Source organism: Streptomyces sp. NPDC027962, assembly GCF_055566095.1.
The window spans coordinates 194,482-213,846 of sequence record NZ_JBVHTA010000002.1; the positions used below are offsets into that span (position 1 = coordinate 194,482).

Here is a 19,365-nt window from a genome sequence, read left to right on the forward strand (position 1 = left end):
TCTCCGTCAGTCCCGACCGCACCCGTGTGTGGTCCTCCGGTGTGCTGTTCGCGCAAAGGCTACCGGGCACGCCGTGCTTGATCCGCCTGCAATCGACAGCTGATACCCGACCGGTATCGCAATGTGCAGGTATGCAGCCCGGGAGTGATCCTCGTCACTGCTCGTCGTTGAGTACGGCCTGCATCACGGCCTTCGCGATCGGGGCGGCCAGACCGCCGCCGGAGATGTCGTCACGGCGGGCGTTGCTGTCCTCGACCACGACCGCGACGGCGACCGGCGAACCGTTGTCGTCCTTGGCGTACGAGATGAACCAGGCGTACGGGTTCTTGCTGTTGTTCTCGCCGTGCTGGGCGGTACCGGTCTTGCCGCCGACCTTCACGTCGCTGATCGCCGCGTTGCCGCCGGTGCCGTTCTCGACGACGTTCTCCATCATCTGCTGGACCAGCTGGGCGTTCTCCTGGCTGAGCGGCCGGCTCATCTCCTCCGGCTCGGTCTTCTCGATCACGTCCAGGTTGGGCGCTTCCAGTTGGTCGACCATGTACGGCTTCATCAGTTTGCCGTCGTTGGCGATCGCCGCGGTGACCATGGCCATCTGGAGGGGGGTGGTGGCGGTGTTGAACTGGCCGATGGACGACAGTGCGTTGCCGGGCCGGTCCATCTTCTTGTCGTAGACGGAGGCGGCGGCGCGGACCGGGGTGTCGATCTCGGGGTTGTTGAAGCCGAACTTCTCCGCGGTCTCCAGCATCTTGTCGCGGGTGACCGTGTCACCGAGCTTCGCGAAGACGGAGTTGCAGGAGACCTCGAGCGCCTTGTTGAGGCTGGCGTTCTCGCACCCGTTCGCGTGGTTGACCATCGGAGTGCTGGTGTTCGGCAGGATGTACGGCTCGGGGGTGTCCGTGGCGGCGTTGATGTCGTCGACCGCCCCGTGCTCGAGAGCCGCCGCGGCCGTGAGCACCTTGAAGGTGGATCCGGGCGGGTACGTCTCGCGCAGCGCGCGGTTCAGCATCGGCTTGTCCGGGTCCTTGTTGAGCGCGACCCATGCCTTCTCGTCGTCCTTCAGACGGCCGGCGAAGGACGACGGGTCGTACGACGGGGTGGACGCCAGGGCGAGGATCTTGCCGGTCTTCGGCTCGATCGCCGCCACGGCGCCCTTCTTGTCGCCGAGACCCTCGAAGGCGGCCTTCTGGGCCTTGCCGTTGAGGGTGGTGACGACGTTGCCGCCCTTCTTCGTGTCGCCCGTGAACATCGCCATCGTGCGGTCGAAGAAGAGCTGGTCCGAGTTGCCGGTGAGGATGCCGTCCTCGAGCTTCTCGATCTGGTTGGCACCGAAGACCTGCGAGGCGTAACCGGTCACCGGAGCCCACAGCGGCCCGTCGGCGTAGGTCCGCTTGTACTTGTAGTAGGTGTCCTTGGTCTCGGCCGAGCCGGTGATCGCCTTGCCGTCGACGACGATGTTGCCGCGCTCGTAGGCGTAGCGCTCGATCTCCACGCGCTTGTTGAGCTTGTGCGTGTTCAGCTCGTCGGCCCGGACGTACTGGAGCCAGTTGTCCCGGATCAGCAGGGCGAGCACGAGCAGCCCGCAGAAGATCGCGATCCGGCGCAGGGGCTTGTTCACGGTCGGACCACCTGGGTCATCTCGGCGTCGGGTGAAGGTGCGGGCGCGGGCGCCGGGCGGCGGGCGGTGTCGCTGATACGCAGCAGGATTCCGATCAGCGCCCAGTTGGCGATCACGGACGAACCACCGGCCGCGAGGAACGGCATCGTCATACCGGTCAGCGGGATGAGGCCCATCACACCGCCGGCGACGACGAACACCTGGAGCGCGAAGGCGCCGGACAGGCCGATCGCCAGCAGCTTGCCGAACGGGTCGCGCGCCGCCAGCGCGGTCCGCACACCACGCTCGATGATCAGGCCGTACAGCAGCAGGAAGGCCATCACGCCGGCCAGCCCCAGCTCCTCGCCGACGGTGGCGAAGATGAAGTCGGAGTTGGCGGCGAAGGCGATGAGGTCGGAGTTGCCCTGGCCCCAGCCGGTACCGAGGGTGCCTCCCGCACCGAACGACATCAGTACCTGGGTCATCTGGTCGCAGGCGAAAATCATGTTGGAGCCCTCGGGAGCCGTCTCCAGGCACCCGAACGGGTCGAGCCAGGCGGCCACACGGGACTGGACGTGGCTCGCGAACTGGGAGACGACGACCGCGCCGGCCATGGACATCAGCAGACCCATGACGATCCAGCTGGTCCGCTCGGTGGCGACGTACAGCATGACCACGAACATGCCGAAGAAGAGCAGCGAGGTACCGAGGTCGTTCTCGAAGATCAGGATCAGCAGGCTCACCGCCCAGATCATCAGGATCGGACCGAGGTCGCGTCCGCGCGGCAGGTACAGGCCCATGAAGCGGCGACTGGCGAGCGCGAGGGCGTCCCGCTTCACCATCAGGTAGCCGGAGAAGAAGACCGCGATCACGATCTTCGCGAACTCCCCGGGCTGGATGGAGAAGCCGGCGACCCGGATCCAGATCTTGGCGCCGAAGATCGGGACGCCGAGCCCCGGCACCAGCGGCAGCAGCAGCAGGACGATGGACGCCGCCATCGAGATGTACGTGAACCGCTGGAGGATGCGGTGGTCCTTCAGGGTCAGCAGCACACCCACCAACAGCGCGATACCGAGCGCCGAGTACATCAGCTGGTTCGTGGCCTGCGGTGCGAAGTCGCTGCGCGCCAGCAGGCGGGGAGACTGGTCCAGCCGCCAGATCAGCACCAGACCGAGGCCGTTCAGCAGCGTCGCCAGCGGCAGCAGCAGCGGATCGGCGTACTTGGCGAATCTGCGGACCACGATGTGGGCCACGCCCGCGAGCAGGCCGAGACCGAGCCCGTAACCGAGGACACCCGCGGGCAGTTCGCCGTCGAGGGCGAGTCCCACGTTGATGTACGCGAAGACGGGGATGGCGACGGCGAAGGCGAGGAGCATCAGCTCCGTGTTCCGCCGGCTCGGTGCGTCGATCGCGCCGATCGTGGTCGTGTTGGTGACAACGCTCATGTGGAGAAGGCCCCCTACGGACTATTACTGCTTGCCGCAGTTCGAGGCCAGCTTCTGCTCCTCCTCCGAGAGGGTGGGACCCGGGGAGGGAGAGGCTGCGGTCGGCTTGGTCTGTGCGCCCTGGGTCGTGGGCGTGCCGGCGGTGCCGCCGGCCTCGCCCTCGCCCGGGGGCGGGGTGCTCGCGCGATCGGCCGCCTCGCGGCGCTGCTCGTCCTTCTTGCAGGCCTCCGCCTGCCGGGCGAGCTCTTCGATCTTCGTGCGGGCCTTGCCGAGGCTGTCCTCGGTGATCGTCGCCTCGACCTGCTTGCGCTGGTAGGGCGGGAGGTACTTGAGTTCGATCTCGGGGTGGTCCTTCTCGACCTCCGAGAGCGAGACCCAGCCCAGGTCCTGGCTGATACCTCTGTACAGCGCCACGTGCTCGCCCTGGGAGCCGACGTAGTACTGGGTCTGGGTCCAGCGGTAGCCGCCGTACAGGCCGCCGCCGACGACCGCCAGGGCGAGCACCATGTAGAACGACCGCTTCAGCCACTTGCGGCCGCCGCCGCGCTTGGCGAAGTCGTCGTCGGTGTAGGAGCCGAAGCTGCCCTCGGGCGGCATGCCGCCGTAGCCGGAGTCGCCGGAGCCGGGCGGGCCGAAGCTGCCGTTCGGTGCCGGGGGCGCCGAGGGGCGGCCGAGGCCCGCGGCGCGGCCGGCCGGGGTCTGCATGGCGCCGCCGTCGTTCAGCTGGTGCTGGTTCTCGGCGACCGCGCCGACGACGACCGGCGTGTCGCTGAGCTGCCCGGCCAGGGTGTCGCCCGAGTCGGTGTCGAGGACGTCGGCGACGATGCAGGTGATGTTGTCGGGGCCGCCGCCGCGCAGCGCGAGCTGGATCAGGTCCTGCACGGTCTCCTGCGGGCCCTGGTAGCTGGCGAGGGTCTCCTCCATGGTCTGGTGGGAGACGACGCCCGACAGGCCGTCGGAGCAGATCAGATAGCGGTCACCGGCGCGCACCTCACGGATGGAGAGATCGGGCTCGACGTGGTCGCCGCTGCCCAGCGCGCGCATCAGCAGCGAACGCTGCGGATGGGTGGTGGCCTCTTCCTCGGTGATCCGGCCCTCGTCGACGAGCCGCTGCACCCAGGTGTGGTCCTGCGTGATCTGGGTCAGCACACCGTCGCGGAGCAGATAGGCGCGGGAGTCGCCGACGTGGACCAGGCCGAGCCGCTGCCCGGTCCACAGCAGGGCGGTGAGCGTGGTGCCCATGCCCTCGAGCTGGGGGTCCTCCTCGACCATCATCCGGAGCTGGTCGTTGGCGCGCTGCACCGCGGTGCCGAGCGAGGTGAGGATGTCGGAGCCGGGCACGTCGTCGTCGAGCGTGACGAGTGTGGAGATGACCTCGGAGGAGGCGACCTCACCGGCGGCCTGGCCGCCCATGCCGTCGGCGATGGCCAGAAGGCGGGGGCCGGCGTAACCGGAGTCCTCGTTGCCCTCCCGGATCATGCCCTTGTGCGATCCGGCGGCGAAACGCAGAGAGAGACTCATGCGCACCTCGCCCGTCGGCTCGCCGCTCGACTGTCGCGCCAGCCGGTCTCGAGCCACACTGCCCACCCTCCGGTCGGGAGCCGGTGCGGGTCGCCTGTGGGGACCGCCGCGGCTCGCTCGCTCCGCTCGCTCATTGTCGTACTACTTCCGCAGCTCGATGACGGTCTTGCCGATGCGGATCGGCGCGCCCAGCGGAATCGGTGTCGGGGTGGTGAGTCGGGTCCGGTCGAGATACGTGCCGTTGGTGGACCCGAGATCCTCGACGATCCACTGGCCGTCACGGTCCGGGTAGATCCTGGCATGCCTGCTGGACGCGTAGTCGTCGTCCAGCACGATCGTGGAGTCGTGCGCCCGGCCCAGGGTGATGGTCTGGCCCTGGAGGGCGACGGTCGTGCCCGTGAGTGTGCCCTCGGACACGACCAGTTTGGTCGGCGCTCCGCGCCGCTGGCGGCCGCCCGCCTGCTGGCGCTGTTGCGGCGGTGCCGCGTTCTGGCGCGACTGCTGGGGTCGCTGGTCGGCGCCACGGCGTGAGCCGCGCTGCGTCACCCGCGTACCGAACAGATCGCTGCGGATGACCTGGACGGCCACGATGACGAACAGCCACAGAACAGCCAGGAAACCTAGCCGCATGACCGTCAGGGTCAGCTCTGACATTGCCCCCGCTTCACCCTTCGGCTTGCCGGTAAACGATGGTGGTGCTGCCCACGACGATCCGCGAGCCGTCGCGGAGCGTAGCGCGGGTGGTGTGCTGCCCGTCCACCACGATGCCGTTGGTGGACCCGAGATCCTGGATCGTCGAGGGCGTTCCGGTCCGGATCTCACAGTGCCGGCGCGATACGCCGGGGTCGTCGATCCGCACATCGGCGTCGGTGCTGCGACCCAGCACCAGCGTCGGGCGGGAGATCTGATGGCGGGTGCCGTTGATCTCGATCCAGCGTCGTACTTGTGCGCCTGGCATGGCGCCGGGGCCGGGTGCGCGCTGGCCCTGTGCGGGGCCGGGACGCGGGCCCGCGGACATACCGGGCGGCGGTGCGGCCGGCATCGGAGGAGCACCGACCGGAGGATAACCGTAGCCGCCTCGGGCACCTGCCTGGGCACCCGGGGCGCCGCCGGCGGGCCGGCCGCCCGGCGACTGTGACGTACTCGACGCGAGAGTGCGGCTGCGCACCCGGTACAGACCCGTGTCGAGGTCGTCGGCCTTCTCCAGGTGGACCTTGATCGGGCCCATGAAGGTGTAGCGCTGCTGCTTGGCGTAGTCGCGGACCAGGCCGGACAGTTCGTCGCCGAGCTGGCCCGAGTACGGGCTGAGGCGCTCGAAGTCCGGGGTGCTGAGCTCCACGATGAAGTCGTTGGGGACGACCGTCCGCTCGCGGTTCCAGATCGTCGCGTTGTTGTCGCACTCCCGCTGGAGGGCGCCCGCGATCTCGACGGGCTGGACCTCGGACTTGAACACCTTGGCGAAGGTGCCGTTGACCAGGCCTTCGAGACGCTGCTCGAATCGCTTCAGGACTCCCATGGGGCACCTCCTCCGTCGTTGTCGCCGTCGTACTGCTTACTGATCGTATCCACGCGTCGGGAAATCGGCTGGTTCCCCTTGTCTGCCCCGTCGATGAGTGTCACCTCTCACACCGGATCGTAGAGGCGGCCTCCTGCCAGTGTCCCGCACCCGGGGTGCATACAGGAGGAGTGGGGGGAGGCCGCCCTTCGTTCCCCGATCACTCGCTTCGTTCCCTGTTCGTTCCTCGGGGCCCCGAAACAATCGGATGTGAATCCACCCTGTGCAGCGTGCTAATCTTCTGCATGTCGCCAGGGGGCGCACCGACAGGTGCGGCACTCAACGACAACACCCAATGCGCGGGTGGCGGAATAGGCAGACGCGCTGGATTCAGGTTCCAGTGCCCGCAAGGGCGTGGGGGTTCAACTCCCCCCTCGCGCACCACCACAGGAGACGGGTCTCCACCGGACGAAAGTACCGGTGGGGGCCCGTTTCTCGTTGATCCGGCCCGGAAGCCTCAGTGGCGCCGGGCCTCGTGGTGTGTGTGGCGGCCGGAGTCCAGGACGGCCGGCTCCGTGGCACGAATCATGGAACGGGCCCTGTCCTTTCAAGACCTTCGACTGTGTGACCGCCCCCCGGCACGTCTGGCTGACGAGTGCGAGGTAGCCGGTGGCGGTCCAGCTGCCCCTGGATGTCGTACAGCGGCTCGGCGGGCCTGTGCTTCGACCACCCGGCTTCATTGGCGTGCTGAGCCGCCTCCATCTGCAGATGCGCGCTGTCGCGCAGAACGATCTCCGCAAGACGAGCCGTGCAGGGGCTCATGAGTACGGGGCAGCGGAAGCCGTGGCGGACCAGACGGGGCACGTACCCGCAGTGGTCGAGGTGTGCGTGCGTGATGACGACCGCACGGACGTCCGAGGCGAGCGGGGAAGCGGGCGCCAGTTGCGCCGCCGCAGGTCGGCGAGACCCTGGAAGAGACCGCAGGGGCCGCCCGGCCCAAGCGCCCGGTGCCCAGTGGCGCGACTCTGGTTCCACATCGCATCGGAAAGGACGACGTCATGAAGGCATTGGTGTTTCAAGGTCCTGGGCAGACGGCCTGGCAGGACGTTCCCGATCCCGGTACCAAGGACGTCGCTGATGCGGTGATACGTGTGGAGGCCGTCACCATCTGCGGTACCGACCTGCACATCATCAAAGGTGACGTGCCCGAGGTGCCCCCGGGCACGGTCCTGGGCCACGAGGCGGTGGGCGAGGTCGTGGAGGTCGGGAGCGACGTACGGACGGTGCGCCCGGGCGACCGCGTCCTGGTCTCGTGCATCGCCGCCTGTGGCCGCTGCGCGTTCTGCCGGGAGAACCGTTACGGCCAGTGCCGGGGAGGCGGTGGCTGGGTACTCGGACACCTCATCGACGGCACCCAGGCCGAATACGTCCGCATTCCCTTCGCCGACCTCTCGGTGCATCCGCTGCCAAGCGCCGTGAACAGTGAGGACGCGGTGCTCCTGGCCGACATCTTCCCCACCGCCTACGAGGTCGGCGTTCTCAACGGCCGGGTCCGCCCCGGCGATACGGTCGTCGTGGTCGGCGCCGGACCGATCGGGCTCGCCACCATTGCGACTGCCCAGCTGTACACCCCCGGCCGGATCGTCGCGGTCGACCTTGCGGAACCCCGCCTTCAAGCCGCACGCGCCATCGGCGCGGACGCCACCGTCAACGCCGCGGAAGAACCGGAACAGCTGGTCAAGGACCTCACCGACGGCCTTGGCGCCGACGTCGTCGTCGAGGCCGTCGGCGTGCCCGAGGCGTTCGAACAGTGCACGCGCATGGTCCGGCCCGGAGGCCATGTCGCCAACGTCGGCGTGCACGGCAAGCCGGCAGCGCTCCACCTCGAGGACCTGTGGATCAAGGACGTGACGATCACCACGGGGCTCGTCGACACGCACTCCACTCCGCTGCTGCTGCGCATGATGGCGGCCGGGAGACTTCCCGCGGCGTCGGCGATGGTGACCCACCGGTTCGAGCTGGGGCAGATGGAGGAGGCGTACGACGTCTTCGCCGGTGCGTCGCACACCGGAGCGCTCAAGGTGGTGCTGGGCGGCCCCAAGCACGACGAGGTCAGCGTGGCCGTCTAGCGGGGCCGGTACGTGGTGATCGTTCAGGCACTTGCCCTCCCTGAGGCCACCAACCATGGGCCGGCCGGCCGGACCGTCAGCCACCGCCTGGTCGACCAAGGCCGAACAGGTACAAGAGGGGCCCGGTAGGCCCTGGCGGACGGGCATGGGCGGTGGTTACCTGTAATTGACGGAAGGAGCCCTGACAGAGACGCGGGGAAGCGGTCATGAACCGCGCACCGCGCAATCAGGATCCGCGAGAAGTGGATGGGGCTCCTTCCGCCTCTTGCTGTGATGTGCGGTTCGACCGGCACTGCTCCTGCTTCGGCCGGCCGCTGGGCGAGCCGGTGCATGCCACGCTCCCAGCCGGGCCACGTCGGCACGGTCCCCGGAGCCTGCCGCACGCGACGTGACCGAGAGGTGCACCATGCGCAAGCCCATCACCGTCGGCATGGACGGCTCCGCCGAGAGCATCGCCGCCGCCGAGTGGGCGGCCCGTGAGGCGACGCTTCGGGGCTTGCCCTTGACCCTGCTGCAGGCCGGCTACGAGCCGGCACCACGGACGCACCTGCCGGAGATCGACGTACCGGCCGAGCGTGAGAACCGAGCAATGGACTTCATAGGCAGGAGGCTCCTGGCGGAGCACCCCGGCTTGGATCTCGTCCCCCACCGGACTACGGACGCTCCGGTAGCGGCCCTTCTGGCTGCGGCGGAGTCCTCCGCAATGCTGGCTCTCGGATCCCGAGGGTTCAGCAGCCTGGAGGGCTTCATGGTCGGTTCCGTGGCATTGGACGTCACTGCTCGGGCGCGAGGCCCGGTCGTTCTCGTCCGCGCCGGTGAGCGTGCACAGGAAGAACATGCTCATGCCTCCACCATCGCGGCATCCACGAGGTCGCCCTTCCGACCGGTCGTCCTCGGGCTCGACCTGGAGCACCCGGGTGAGGAACTGCTGGCGTTCGCCTTTGAGGCGGCGAAGGCGAGGGCGACGTCACTGACCGCTGTGTATGCGTGGAAAGTACCCGCTCTTCGCACCTACGGTCGGGCCGACGGCTCGCTGCCGACGGCCGAGGCCGAGGCGGAGGCCGACACCATGCGGAACGTGAAGCGGCTTTCCCTTGCCGCGGTAATGCACCCGTGGCGCGAGAAGTACGGGAACGTGGCAGTCACGGAGCGGCTTGCCGAAGAGCGTGCCGCCCACTGCCTGCGCCTGGCCGCCGAGGATGCGAGCCTCGTCGTCATCGGTCACCGCGCCGACGCCGGTGCGCGCATCGGGCCTGTGACGCACGCGATGATCCATCACGTGGCCTGCCCCGTGGCTGTGGTGCCGCACACTCCCTGAGGCCTCTCGTTCGGATCTTGCCGGGCTCGCGTGCCCTGGCACCGCGCCCTGGCCGCGTTGTCGTCGGTCGGCATGGATCCGCCATGCCTCCTCCCCCTGCGGCCTCGGCATGGGAGGTACCCCCATCTCCGCCGTGCGATCCACGGCACCGGACCCCGCTCACTGATCCGGCCTGATCCGGACGAAACACCTCAGGCGTGCGCGCCCACTCGGCTTCGCTTACGCCCGGCTGGAGCCGGGCACAGCCCCGACGGCACGCCACCCGGCTCCGCTCGCACGGTCGGTTCCGACGGAGAGTCCGCAGGCGGGGGTCGGCGCCGACGATGTCGTGCGGCGTCATGTGAGTGCCACGAAGTGGGCGAGACGCCGGGGCCAGCCGGGGCCAGCCGGGGCCCGCAGTCAACGAAGTCTGTGGTCTGTGGTCCGGAACTCACTTCTCCTTGCCGGCAGGACGCACGACGACCACCGGGCATGAGGCGTGCTGGGCACAGCGCTGGCTGACAGACCCCAGCATGGCCCGCGCGAACCCTCCGCGACCCCTACTGCCCACTACGAGCAACTCGGCTCCTTCGGAGGCGCGTACCAGGACCTCCGACGGGTCGCCTCGGACCAGCATCTCCCGTACCTCTACAGGCCTGCTGTCGCCGAAGACCGTCCCGATCTCCTCGGTGAAGTCGCGGCGGGCCTGCTCCAGATCGAAGCCGGATTCCGTCGCCGGTCCCGCCCAACCGGACTCCGAAGGTGTGTCCCATGCGCAGACGGCTTCCACCATGCCGCCGATGAGTTGGGCGTGCCGGGCCGCCCACCGCAGCGCTGCCTGCGACGACGCGGAACCGTCGACCCCGACAACGACGCGGGGAACCGATTGACTGCTGCTCATAACCCGCTTCACCTCTCACCCGGCCTGTGGCTTCTTCACGTTGCCCCCGGCGGATGGTCTACGCCAACCTGAAATGCTCCATCCGGTCAGGCGGCTCTCCCTTCTTGATCGGGTTGACCGAGCGGTTCGGGCTGCCGACGAGGCCCTCAGCCGCTCACGGCTGCTGCGTCTGATCCACGTGTGGAGCAACGACGCCCGTCCCGTCATGCGCTGTGGGGAGCGATGAGCCGTATCAACCGGGCAGTCGGGGGGACCCGACCAGAACAAGAGACGGGTAGGTCGTTATGCATCCTCAGTACGTGTACGACTTTGCCGAAGGTGGCCGGGGCATGGCCGGCCTCCTCGGCGGCAAAGGCGCCAATCTCGCGGAGATGGCTCGCATGGGTCTGCCCGTGCCGCCCGGCTTCACCGTCACCACGGAGGCCTGCCGGGTTTTCCTCGAGACCGGGGAGCCGCCTCCAGAGCTGGAGCGCCAGGTCGGCGAGCACCTCGCGGCCATGGAACGTGCGGTGGGACGGCGGCTCGGGCAGGTGGATGATCCGCTGTTGATCTCGGTCCGCTCAGGTGCCCGGTTCTCCATGCCGGGCATGATGGAGACCGTCCTCGACATCGGCCTCAATGATCTTTCCGTCCTCGGCCTGGCGAAGACCCCGGGGCGGGAGCGGTTCGCCTGGGACTCGTATCGACGTCTTGTGCAGATGTTCGGCAGTACGGTTCTGGGAGTCGACAGCGCACGCTTCGAGGAAGCGCTCGCAAGGATCAAGAAGCAGCACCGTGCCGCCGACGACACGCAGCTCGACACCAGTGACCTGATCAGGCTGGTCGAGGAGTACAAGGACCTGGTCCGGGAGGAAACCGGCGAGGAGTTCCCACAGGACCCCGCCGAACAGCTCCGACGGGCCGTTCTCGCCGTCTTCACCTCCTGGAACGGCGAGCGGGCACGCCTCTACCGGCGCCGCGAGCACATCCCCGACGACCTGGGCACCGCGGTCAACATCCAGACCATGGTGTACGGCAACCTCGGCCCCGACTCGGGCAGCGGTGTGGCATTCACCCGTGACCCGGCCACGGGCCGGCCCGGCATGTACGGCGACTATTTGCCGAACGCCCAGGGAGAGGACGTTGTCGCGGGCATCCGCAACGCCGTGCCCCTCCAGGAGCTCGAAGCGCTGGACGCTCGCTCCTTCGCCCGGCTGCACGACTGCATGCAGCAGTTGGAGGCGCACTACCGCGACCTGTGCGACATCGAGTTCACCATCGAACACGGCACGCTGTGGATGCTGCAGACCCGAGTCGGCAAGCGCACTTCGCAGGCTGCCTTCGCCATCGCCGGTCAGCTGGTCGACGAGGGGCTGATCTCCCCGCGTGAGGCACTGGGCCGGGTCGATGGTGAAGGGCTGGCACGGCTGATGTTCCCCCGGTTCGACAGCTCCAGTACGCGCGAGACGCTCGCCCGGGGCATCCCCGCCTCGCCCGGTGCGGCCGTCGGATCCGTCGTGTTCGACTCGGCCGAAGCGGTCCGCCGGGCCGCCGGCGGTGAGAAGGTCGTGCTCGTACGTCAGGAGACGACGCCCGACGACCTCCCCGGCATGATCGCCGCTGAGGCCGTGCTCACCAGCCGCGGCGGCAAGACGAGCCACGCGGCCGTCGTCGCCCGGGGGATGGGCAAGGTCTGCGTCTGCGGTGCCGAGGGGATCACCGTCGATCCCATCGGGCGGCTCTTCACGACGTCCTCGGCCACGGTGAGGGAAGGCACCGTCGTTTCCGTCGACGGGTCCGAGGGAGTGGTGTTCCTGGGCGCCGCAGCTCTCGTGGATTCTCCGGTGATGCGGTACTTCGAGGACGGTGAGCCGCCGCCGGGCGAGTCGGCCACGCAGGTCGTACGCGATGTGCATCGCCTCATGGGGCAGGCGGACGAGGCCCGTCGAATGGAGGTGCGGGCCAATGCCGACACGCCGGAGGACGCTGCCCGCGCCCGGCGGTTCGGGGCTCAGGGAATCGGCTTGTGCCGCACCGAGCACATGTTCCTCGGCGACCGCCGCCCCCTGGTCGAAGCGATGATCCTGGCGCACGACGACGCAGAGAGGGAAGCCGCCCTGAACGCCCTCCTGCCCCTGCAGCGCGAGGACTTCATCGGCATCCTGGCAGCGATGGACGGGCTGCCTGTGACCATCCGGCTGCTCGATCCGCCCCTGCACGAGTTCCTGCCCGACCTCACGAAGCTGTCCGTACGCCTCGCCCGGCACGAGGCCCTCGGCAGGACGCCCGACCCGCGGGACACCGAACTGCTTGCGGCAGTCACCCGCATGCACGAGGAGAATCCGATGCTCGGCCTGCGCGGCGTACGGCTCGGGCTGGTGGTCCCCGGGCTCGTGGCCATGCAGGTGCGCGCCGTCGCCGAAGCTGTTGTGGCGCGTCAGCGGGCCGGTGGCGATCCCCGGGCCGAGATCATGGTGCCGCTCGTCGACGCCGTGGAGGAGCTCCGGCTGGTCCGGGCCGAAGTGGACCGCGTGCTGGAGCGGGTGTCCGCCGGTACCGGCGTCGCCCTGGACTGCCCGGTCGGTTCGATGATCGAGCTTCCCCGGGCTGCTCTCACCGCGGGCCGGATCGCGCAGGACGCACAGTTCTTCTCCTTCGGCACGAACGATCTCACCCAGACGACCTGGGGTTTCTCCCGGGACGACGTCGAGGCGGCGTTCTTCTCGGCCTACCTTGACAAGGGCATCTTCGAGACCTCCCCGTTCGAGACGATCGACCGCGAAGGTGTGGGCCGCCTGGTCGGGATCGCGGTTGCGGAAGGCAGGGCCACCCGCCCCGGGCTGAAGATCGGGGTGTGCGGGGAGCACGGGGGAGACCCGGATTCCGTCCACTTCTTCCACGAGGCCGGCCTGGACTACGTGTCCTGCTCGCCCTTCCGCGTTCCCGTCGCACGGCTTGAAGCCGGGCGCGCGGCCCTTCAGGCCACCGCGGCCCCGGCGAGCAGGTGAACCGGACTCCTGGTGCGACGCCCTCGATCAGTGCCTAGCGTGAAGTGATGCGGGCCCATCGAGCACCGCTGTGAGCCTCGCTCCTCGCCCGCCGCCCGGAACGTCGTCGAGATCAGGAAAGTGAGCCGTGATGTCCGACCGACCGCAGACCGGCCCGGCGTCGTCCGGATCGCGGGCCAGGGGTGACCTGGGCAGACGGGTGGCGGCGCGCCGTGAACAGCTCGGCATGTCCCACGAGGACATCGCCATGCGCACCGGTGCGGCGCCCGAATACATCCAGTACGTGGAAACGTATCCGGCCACGCACGGCATCGGCTTTCTGCTCCGTCTGGCCGATGCTCTCCAAACGAGTGTCGACGATCTCGCCGGTGGCAAAGTCGACCTTCCTCCGGGCATCGGCGAGGCCGCCTACCACCCGGAGCTGGTGGAACTCGGTCGGCATGAGTGCTGGGAACTGCTGGGCAGCAACGGCGTCGGGCGCGTCGCCGTGACCACCGAGGCGGGGCCGGCCATCCTCCCGGTCAATTATCTGGCCCTCGGCGGAGAGATCGCCTTCAGGACGTCACCGGACGCCGGACCGGCGAGAGCCGCCGGCCACGAGGTCGCCTTCGAAGTGGACCGCATCGACGACGCGTTCAGCCGCGGATGGAGCGTCCTCGTCGTCGGTGAAGCACGTACGGTCACCGATCCCCACGCGGTCCGGAGGCTCGAGACACACAGCCGCAGTACGCCGTGGGCCGGCGGTGTGAGGGACCTGTGGATCACCGTGACGCCAGGTCAGGTGACCGGGCGCCGGATCGTCGTACCGGACCAGTGACATACGCCCTCGTGGCTGCCGAACGTCCAAGGACGGCCAGGACTCGGACACGGGCGTGCGAGGGCTTGCGGGTGCTTCGGGTCCGTAACCCAGGTACGGGTAAGAACAGCACGAAGTGGTACGGGATCACCCTCACATCGCGGAGAGCGTCGCCATGACGTCAACTCCCATGACTCTTCGTCGCGTCAAGTCCCTCGCAGGCTTTCTCCACGGTCTCCGAAGGATGCCTCGGCGGTAGAGCCGTGGAAGGACAAGGCGTCGAGCCCGCCGGACAGCAGACACAGGCGTACATCGGTGGTCAGCTGCGAAAGCCGCTGCGAGACCAGCGGCTTGGACGGCTCCGGATCGTGGACCCGCAGTGCCGGCTCCGGGAGCGCGGACACATCGGTGAGAAGCCGCGCGTGGGCAGCGGAGAGGTCGTCCGGCAGGCCGGTCCTGCGGCCGTCACGCATCACAGTGCGCAGCAGCGGCTCCGCTCCCGCCGGTCGCGGCTCGTCCCACAACGCGATCCGGTCGGGCTCGCCCGGAGTGCGGAACACCTGCTTGCGCCCGGGCGCGGTCACCTTGGCGGACGACAGCTTCATGACGGGCCGGCCGTCGTACTCCACCAGTTTGTAGGCCGAATCCAGGTAAGGGGCGTCGGCAGAAGTGCCTACCCGGGTACCCACTGCGTAGATGTCGACAGGAGCACCCGAGCGTACGAGCGCATCGAGGCCGTACTCATCCAGTCCACCACTGGCGATGATCGCCACGTCCGGCAGGTCGGCCGCGTCGAGTACCGCGCGGGCCTGCCGGGCCAGGTCGCCCAGGTCACCGCTGTCGAGACGGATCGCGCAACCGGGGCCACGGCGAAGGTCGTTCAGTACCCGTGCCGCCGTCGCGACACCGTTGAGAGTGTCGTACGTGTCGACGAGGAACGTGACCGGACCGGGGTGAGCACGGGCGAAGGCCCTGAAAGCCGTCTCCTCGTCGGGAAAGGCCTCGACGAAGGAGTGCGCCATGGTGCCCGATGCGCGCAGATTCCAGCGCTTGGCCGCGGCGACGTTGCTGGTGCCGGCGAAGCCGACCAGGCCCCCGAGACGGGCCGCCTGCATGCCGGCCTCCGGCCCATGGGTGCGGCGCAAGGAGAAGTCGATGACGGGATGTCCTGCCGCTGCCAGGACGCAACGGGCCGCTTTGGACGCGACCGTCGTCTGGTGGTTGACCTGACTCAGGAGGTACGTCTCCGCCAATTGCGCTTGCGGCAGGGGCGCGGTGACCTCCATGAGCGGCTCTCCGGCAAAGACGACACGTCCCTCAGGGACGGCGCGCACCTCACCACGGAACGTGAGACCGACGAGCGGCTCCAGCTCCTGGCGTGGACGGTGCAGCACGGCGGCGAAGTCGTCGGCGTCGGCCGGAGTGACACGGAAGTCGGTCAGATAGTCGAGTGCCGGTTCCAAGCCGGCACTGACCAGGAAGCCACGGCCGGGCGGGAGGTCACGGACGAAGAGGCTGAACGTCGCAGTCCCATCCATGCCCTCCCTGAGATAGGTCAGGGCCATGGTCACTTCGTAGAGATCTGTCGTCGTGACGCGAGACATCCTCTTCACCGCCTTCTCGCCGTGCGAGTACGGGGGGCGTGTCCCGGGTGGGCCGGCCCTCCCGTGCTTCCAGCGTCGGACGCGGCCGGGACGGGCGTACAGGGCCGAGTGGTACAAGCACCGGCCGAGGCTTCGAGCGAGACGAGCAGGGACCTTCGGCCTTACCGGGGACCTGCGCGGCCCTGCCCGAGCCCGCGGCGCGGTGACAGCGTGAAGATGCGACCACTACTCCACAGGAGGAACCATGAACACCGACATCCCCGGTGGCCTGGACCTTGGAACGGTCGTCGTCGGCGTCGACGGCTCCGCGCCCGCCAAATGCGCAGCGCTCTGGGCAGCGGCCGAGGCGGACAGGCGCCGCCGGCCACTGCGCATCGTGTATGGGGCGGACCTCGACCGCCTGACGCTGCTGGCGTCCGCGGAATCGGTCGACCGGATCCACGAAGCCGGCCGAGCACTGCTCCTCGAAGCCGCGCTGGCCGTGCAGGAACGGTTCCCGGACCTCACCGTCATCAGAGAGCTCAGCCGCAAAGGCCCCGCGTCCGGCCTCCAGATATCGGCCGGCCCGCACGACACCATCGTGGTCGGCAACCGAGGCCGCGGAGGTTTCGGCACACTCATGCTCGGATCGGTCGGGCTGGAAGTGGCCGCTCGTTCCCAGGTGCCCGTCGTGGTGGTACGGGGAGAAGCCGCCGGCCCTGCCACGGGGGTCGTCACGGCCGCGGTCCGCGGCACGGCCGACGCCGACTGGATGGGCTACGCGGCCCGCGAGGCACAGCTTCGCAAGGCCACCCTGCGGATGCTGAGCGTGTGGAACCCCCTGACCCACGCCGGGAGCATGGCCACCATGCTCGACGGCCTGGACGAGATGGCGCAGGCACATGGCCGGCACATGGAGACATTGGCCGAGGCGCTTCGCCGTGCCTTCCCGGCCCTCACGCTCACCACGGAGGTCGCCGGCGGTACTTCCGCCGCCGGCATCCTCGTCGAAGCGAGCCGCCACACGGATCTGCTCGTCGTGGGCGCGCGGCGACGGCCCATGGGCCTCGGCCCCAGCCTGGGACACGTGGCCCATGCCCTCGTGCACCACGCGCACTGCCCGGTCGCGATCGTGCCCCGAAGGGACAGGAACAGCGAGGAGGAGTGATGACGAACTCCAGTGATGACGAACTCCATGGCCCGCAACGAGATCCTCGTGGGCATCGACCCTCGCCAGGTCGAGGTCTCGGTGCCCCCTTTGGCGTAGGCAGTGCGCCTTGGCACTGTGGTGCACGGGCTTCTGCACCGTGCACAGTGCCCCGTCATCACCGTGCCCACCAGCAATACCTGAACCGGACCGGTCGGCCGGAAGCCGGAGCGATGTACTGATCACCGGCGACCACCCAGGCGACCGCGAGCGCGACAGCCGGGCACGTGCACCTGTTCACCGCGCGTGCGCCTGTTCACCGCGCGTGCGCCTGTTCACCGGGGCCAGCCCCGACGAAGAGGTCGTCACCGGACGGCAGGTGAGGGGCTGGGCTTCTCGCGGGCTGGGCTTACCGCGGGCGTGGTGCGACGAGACGGCGAAGTGGTCGGCCTGCACCATGACGACGGCAGCCCGTCTCACGACCTGCGCTGGTCCGACACCGGAAAGGTCACGCTGTTCTTCCCGGGGCCGGGCGCCACCCGTGCGCCCCCCGTCCGGCGTTGCGTCAGTGCGGGATCAGTTCCGGACTGTGCAGGTCCACCCGGATGTCAACGACTCCCTCGACGGCCCGAATCGCCCGCGCCAGCAATGGCACCAGAGCTCGCTCCCGCAAATGGCCCCCAAGGGTCACGACACCATCCGTGACCTCCACGTGTACCTGAGCCGTGGTCGGCAGGTCCGCCAGGACGGTGTTCCGGATCTCGGCGGCCATGTCTTCGTCGGAGCGCAGGAAGACCTTCAACAGGTCGCTTCTGCTGACGACGCCTTCCAGCACACCGAGGCTGTCCACCACGGGCAGGCGCTTGACATGCCGTCTGGCCATGATCCTGGCGGCTTCGGCGATGGTCGCGTCCGCGTGGACGGTGATCGCGGGGCTCGACATCAGTTCCTCCGCGTACACCGCACCCGCCTTGGCGGTGTCGGCGGGCGGCCGGTCGCGCAGGACCTCGTCGTCGATGCGGTACTCCTCCTTGGGCAGCAGATCGGCTTCCGAGACCACGCCGATGACACGGCCTTCGCCCGCCAGCACGGGCAGGGCGCTGACCTTCCACTGGTTCATCAGCTCGACGATCTCCTTGTACGACGCTCGGCTGCCCACCGCCACAGCGGTGTGGGTCATGACGTCGCTCACGGTGTGTGGTGATGCAGTCATCGCAAGCCTCCTCCGCTCGAGCCGGCCGGCATGTGCCCAGCGCAGCGTCCGGTTTCTTCGAGGCGCATTTCAAGTGATTCCACCTCGAGCTTGCGCCGGTGCGCCGGGCCGTTGAAGGGCCCCTGAGGCAGACGACGGGGGCCGAATGGCCCTCTCTTCCGCTGATGCGGCAAGTCGACGCCTCTGGCTCCGTCACTCCGGGCCCGTCCTCGGATTCGACGGGGCCGGACGGCCCTCCGCGCTGCCCCGTGCGCCTCTGGTCCGCGTGGGTGCTCAGTGCGACGGTGACCTCAGGTGAGTAGTTCGGCACCAGCATGAAAGTGGTGGGTTCCGTGTGGTTGCCCCTCGTTGTCGGAGTAGACGGATCGGCCTCCAGCCTTCGCGCACTCGACTGGGCGGTGGATGAAGCAGCCCGGCTCGCCCTCCCCGTGAAGATCGTGCACGCGACCATGGATGACGGCGACGCGCCTTCATGGAGTCCGGAGACCGGCGCCGCGAATCCGTTGGAGAGGGACCTTGGCAAGCACCTGGTTGATTCGGCCGAAGAGCGAGTTCATCTGTGCAACCCTGACGTCAAGTTGACCACGGAACTCGTCTGCGACGACGCTGTCACGGCCCTGCTGGACGCCGGCTACAACGCCTCGGCACTGATCACCGGGGCACGCGGCCGCGGTGAGTTGAAGGACCTGCTGCTGGGGTCCGTCAGCCTGACCGTCGCTGCCCGCGCGCAGTGCCCGGTGGTTGTTGTCCGGGACGGTGACGAGCCTGCGGCAGGCCGGTACGAACAGGTTCTGCTCGGTGTCGCAGACGCCGAATCCAGCTCGGAAGCCGTCCACTTCGCGTTCGAGATAGCGGCAGCGCGCGGTTGCGCCGTTGATGCGGTGATGGCCTGGCATCGTCCGGCACGAACGCCCACCAACAGGCTCCTCGATCTCCCGCGCCGCGATGATCAGGGCGAACACCAGGCGAGGGCCGTGCTGGAGAAGGCTCTGACCCGATCCGCCGGCGAATTTCCGTCCGTCGATGTCCATCGAGTCGTGGTCGAGGGACCGGCACGGGACGTGCTCCTCAAGCACTCGGAATCAACAGACCTGCTGATCGTGGGAGCCCGGTGCAGGCGCACCAGTGTCGGCCTCCACCTCGGCAGGGTGAATCACGGGCTCCTGCACTATGCCCACTGCCCGGTGGCAGTCGTACCGCAATGGCATTGATCTTCACCCGACGTGTGGAGGCTGTCCCGTGACGTGCCTCTCTGCT

The 19,365-nt window shown here is 68.7% G+C and carries 15 protein-coding genes, 1 tRNA gene and 1 pseudogene; 8 read left to right on the forward strand and 9 right to left on the reverse strand.

The window, feature by feature from the left end; translation table 11 throughout:
• Positions 1–154: 154 nt before the first annotated feature.
• The 5 genes from ACZ4SA_RS02585 to ACZ4SA_RS02605 all read right to left on the reverse strand — a co-directional run bounded on the left by ACZ4SA_RS02585 (position 155) and on the right by ACZ4SA_RS02605 (position 6,076).
• A complete protein-coding gene (locus ACZ4SA_RS02585; RefSeq protein WP_468268977.1) occupies positions 155–1,615 on the reverse strand; it encodes a peptidoglycan D,D-transpeptidase FtsI family protein in 1,461 nt (486 codons plus the stop codon).
• On the reverse strand, positions 1,612–3,039 hold the full coding sequence (locus tag ACZ4SA_RS02590; protein WP_468268980.1) for an FtsW/RodA/SpoVE family cell cycle protein: 1,428 nt from the start codon (positions 3,037–3,039) through the stop codon (positions 1,612–1,614). The genes ACZ4SA_RS02585 and ACZ4SA_RS02590 overlap by 4 nt, the downstream gene beginning before the upstream one ends.
• A gap of 24 nt (positions 3,040–3,063) precedes the next feature.
• Positions 3,064–4,560: a Stp1/IreP family PP2C-type Ser/Thr phosphatase gene (locus ACZ4SA_RS02595; RefSeq protein ID WP_468268983.1), complete on the reverse strand. Its 1,497-nt coding sequence runs from the start codon at positions 4,558–4,560 to the stop codon at positions 3,064–3,066.
• 141 nt (positions 4,561–4,701) lie between these two features.
• Positions 4,702–5,214: an FHA domain-containing protein FhaB/FipA gene (locus tag ACZ4SA_RS02600; RefSeq protein WP_468268986.1), complete on the reverse strand. Its 513-nt coding sequence runs from the start codon at positions 5,212–5,214 to the stop codon at positions 4,702–4,704.
• A gap of 10 nt (positions 5,215–5,224) precedes the next feature.
• On the reverse strand, positions 5,225–6,076 hold the full coding sequence (locus ACZ4SA_RS02605) for an FhaA domain-containing protein (RefSeq protein ID WP_468268989.1): 852 nt from the start codon (positions 6,074–6,076) through the stop codon (positions 5,225–5,227).
• Positions 6,077–6,412: 336 nt separating this feature from the next.
• Here ACZ4SA_RS02605 and ACZ4SA_RS02610 point away from each other — a divergent pair.
• Positions 6,413–6,499: transfer RNA gene (locus ACZ4SA_RS02610), tRNA-Leu, on the forward strand.
• Positions 6,500–6,640: 141 nt separating this feature from the next.
• On the opposite strand, the gene ACZ4SA_RS02615 is transcribed toward ACZ4SA_RS02610, so the two are convergent.
• Positions 6,641–7,090 carry an MBL fold metallo-hydrolase gene (locus tag ACZ4SA_RS02615; protein WP_468268992.1) on the reverse strand — a complete coding sequence of 150 codons (450 nt, stop codon included), beginning with the start codon at positions 7,088–7,090 and terminating at the stop codon, positions 6,641–6,643.
• Between the two features lie 23 nt (positions 7,091–7,113).
• On the opposite strand from ACZ4SA_RS02615, the gene ACZ4SA_RS02620 reads away from it, so the two are divergent.
• A complete protein-coding gene (locus ACZ4SA_RS02620; RefSeq protein WP_468268995.1) occupies positions 7,114–8,184 on the forward strand; it encodes a zinc-dependent alcohol dehydrogenase family protein in 1,071 nt (356 codons plus the stop codon).
• Between the two features lie 406 nt (positions 8,185–8,590).
• Complete coding sequence (locus ACZ4SA_RS02625; protein ID WP_468268998.1) at positions 8,591–9,502, forward strand: universal stress protein; 912 nt, start codon at positions 8,591–8,593, stop codon at positions 9,500–9,502.
• A 430-nt stretch (positions 9,503–9,932) separates the two neighbouring features.
• On the opposite strand, the gene ACZ4SA_RS02630 is transcribed toward ACZ4SA_RS02625, so the two are convergent.
• Complete coding sequence (locus ACZ4SA_RS02630) at positions 9,933–10,382, reverse strand: universal stress protein (RefSeq protein ID WP_468269001.1); 450 nt, start codon at positions 10,380–10,382, stop codon at positions 9,933–9,935.
• A 284-nt stretch (positions 10,383–10,666) separates the two neighbouring features.
• Here ACZ4SA_RS02630 and ppdK point away from each other — a divergent pair, with 284 nt between their 5' ends.
• Both ppdK and ACZ4SA_RS02640 read left to right on the forward strand, forming a co-directional pair.
• Positions 10,667–13,369, forward strand: coding sequence for a pyruvate, phosphate dikinase (ppdK, locus tag ACZ4SA_RS02635; protein ID WP_468269003.1), 2,703 nt, complete (start codon positions 10,667–10,669; stop codon positions 13,367–13,369).
• 130 nt (positions 13,370–13,499) lie between these two features.
• Positions 13,500–14,186: a helix-turn-helix domain-containing protein gene (locus tag ACZ4SA_RS02640; protein ID WP_468269006.1), complete on the forward strand. Its 687-nt coding sequence runs from the start codon at positions 13,500–13,502 to the stop codon at positions 14,184–14,186.
• A gap of 185 nt (positions 14,187–14,371) precedes the next feature.
• Here ACZ4SA_RS02640 and ACZ4SA_RS02645 read toward each other — a convergent pair whose 3' ends face one another.
• Complete coding sequence (locus ACZ4SA_RS02645) at positions 14,372–15,769, reverse strand: nicotinate phosphoribosyltransferase (protein ID WP_468269009.1); 1,398 nt, start codon at positions 15,767–15,769, stop codon at positions 14,372–14,374.
• 244 nt (positions 15,770–16,013) lie between these two features.
• Between ACZ4SA_RS02645 and ACZ4SA_RS02650 the strand changes: the two genes are divergently transcribed.
• Together ACZ4SA_RS02650 and ACZ4SA_RS02655 are read left to right on the forward strand one after the other, a co-directional pair.
• The gene (locus tag ACZ4SA_RS02650) at positions 16,014–16,916 is read left to right on the forward strand and encodes a universal stress protein (protein WP_468269012.1); all 903 of its coding nucleotides are present in this window, start codon (positions 16,014–16,016) and stop codon (positions 16,914–16,916) included.
• Positions 16,917–17,282: 366 nt separating this feature from the next.
• Positions 17,283–17,432, forward strand: a pseudogene (locus tag ACZ4SA_RS02655) (DUF1918 domain-containing protein); the annotation flags it as partial.
• Between the two features lie 28 nt (positions 17,433–17,460).
• On the opposite strand, the gene ACZ4SA_RS02660 reads toward ACZ4SA_RS02655, so the two are convergent.
• Positions 17,461–18,108, reverse strand: coding sequence for a CBS domain-containing protein (locus ACZ4SA_RS02660; RefSeq protein ID WP_468269015.1), 648 nt, complete (start codon positions 18,106–18,108; stop codon positions 17,461–17,463).
• 314 nt (positions 18,109–18,422) lie between these two features.
• Between ACZ4SA_RS02660 and ACZ4SA_RS02665 the strand changes: the two genes are divergently transcribed.
• Positions 18,423–19,319: a universal stress protein gene (locus ACZ4SA_RS02665; protein WP_468269018.1), complete on the forward strand. Its 897-nt coding sequence runs from the start codon at positions 18,423–18,425 to the stop codon at positions 19,317–19,319.
• Positions 19,320–19,365 lie beyond the last annotated feature (46 nt).